The sequence below is a fragment of the Protofrankia sp. CiP1_Cm_nod1 genome (genome assembly GCF_920888515.1).
Classification (GTDB): domain Bacteria; phylum Actinomycetota; class Actinomycetes; order Frankiales; family Frankiaceae; genus Protofrankia.
Map to the genome: position 1 here is coordinate 32,661 of NZ_CAKKTM010000150.1, position 1,872 is coordinate 34,532.

A 1,872-nucleotide genomic window follows, 5' to 3' on the forward strand; every position below is an offset into this window, starting at 1 on the left:
GCCGCGGCGAGCTCGTCCGCGGTGGGCAGCTCCTCGTCCTCGACCGCCGGGAGATCGGCGCCTGCCCGGCCCTGGATGAACGTGTCGTACTGCTCCTCGAGGGCGGTGACCAGCGCCGCCGCCTCACCGCCGTTCGCCAGCTGCCGGTCGATGTTGGTGCGGACGGCCGCCGACGCGGAGCGCAGCCCGTCCAGCGGGAGCATCAGGCCGGTCGCCTTCGACAGCGAGGTGAGCAGGCTCTCGGTGGCCGCCGGATAGTCGGTCTGCGACAGGTAGTGCGGGACGTGGGCGGCGAACCCCATCGCGTCGAGGCCGTCGCGTCCGCGCAGGTACTCGATGAGATGGCCGGCGCTGCCGGGTGCCTGGACCCGCCGTACCCACGGCTCGTACCCGATGATGAGGTCCCGGCGGGTGGCGTGCGCGGTGACGCCGCACGGGCGGGTGTGCGGAACGGCCATCGGGATCGCGTTGAGACCCACGGTCAGCCGGACGCCCAGGCGCTCGGCGAGAATGCCGACGGCGGCGATGAACCGCTTCCACTGCAGGTCGGGCTCTGGGCCGGACAGCAGCAGGAAAGGCGTCCCGGCGCTGTCATCGACGAGGTGCAGCCCGAGCAGGGGCTCGTCGTAGTGTTCCCAGTGATCCTCGGAGAAGATCATGAATGGCCGGCGGGAGCGGTAGTCGAGCAGCTGGTCGATGTCGAAGGTCGCGATGAGACGGTTGTCCAGGGTGGTCAGCAGATGGTCGCGGGCCAGCCGGATCGAGCCACCCGCATCGACGACACCGGTGAGAGCCTCCACCAGCACCGGCCTGCCGATTTCCGGCAGATCGTCGGCGACCTCATACAGCTCACGAGGGTCGAGCACTGGTCGGAGCCTCCTCACGGAAGTCTGTTGGCCGCTTCACCAAGGATGAAGCGACAACGGTACCGATCTGTTCCTGCCGTGTGACGTCCTCCGAAAACCTGGCGGAGCGCTTGCGGTAAGTATCGCAGCCGGGCCCGTCCGGGCGGGCGGGGCCACGGCAGGAGATCGCGGCCCCGCCCAGGGTGAGCTCCCGCTCCGCGTTGCGCGGTCCACTATGGCTACTCTCCGTACTGATCGACCAGATCCTGTCCTGCTCCGTGCTGCCTGGTCCGCACGCTGCCGCGCCGCACACTCCTGTGTCCCGTGTGCTGTGGTGGGCATGGGCGGTGGGCATGGGCGGCCCGGCACTCCCGCAGGACATGGCGGGGAAGGCATAGCGAAGACACGGCAAGGGAGGCCCTGTGCGTGACGCGCTGCCGGAGCTGGCCCGCTGGTGGGCGGCGGGGAAGCCGTTCGCGCTCGTCACCGTGGTCGGGACCGGTTCGTCCGCGCCGCTCCCGCCCGGTGCGGTGCTGGCCGTCGGCACCGGCGGGGAAGCGGTCGGCAGCGTCTCCGGCGGCTGCGTCGAGGGCGCGGTGTACGAGCTGGCGTGCCAGGTGCTCGCCACAGGTGAGCCGGCACTGGCCACGTACGGCCCGGACGGTGATAGCAGCCTGGACGGTGGCGACGCCCTGGGCAGCGGAGACGATCTGGGCAGCGGAGACGATCTGGGCAGCGGAGACGATCTGGACGGTGACGGCGACGGCGGTGGCGGTGGGCTGGGCGCGGGCGGAGGGCCGGGCGGTGACGACGTACTGGCGACCGGGCTGACCTGCGGCGGGACCATCAGCGTCTTCGTGCAGCGCATCGACCGTCACGGCGCGCCGGAGTTCGGCGACGTGGCGGCGGCGGTGGCCGCGGCCGAGCCGGTGGCGGTGGGTACCGTCATCGGCTCGGCCGCCGCGCCGGTGCGGCCGGGCGCCCGGCTGGCGGTCTGGCCAAGCCGGGTGGCCGGCACCCTCGGCAC

The 1,872-nt window shown here is 72.0% G+C and carries 2 protein-coding genes; one reads left to right on the top strand and one right to left on the bottom strand.

Annotated features, from left to right (window positions below; genetic code table 11):
- Positions 1–866 (bottom strand): PAC2 family protein (locus tag NBX02_RS07520; RefSeq protein WP_250290589.1); only part of this gene is annotated, 866 nt, incomplete at its 3' end.
- A gap of 401 nt (positions 867–1,267) precedes the next feature.
- On the opposite strand from NBX02_RS07520, the gene NBX02_RS07525 reads away from it, so the two are divergent.
- Positions 1,268–1,872: XdhC family protein (locus NBX02_RS07525; protein ID WP_250290591.1), on the top strand; the 605-nt coding region annotated here is incomplete at its 3' end.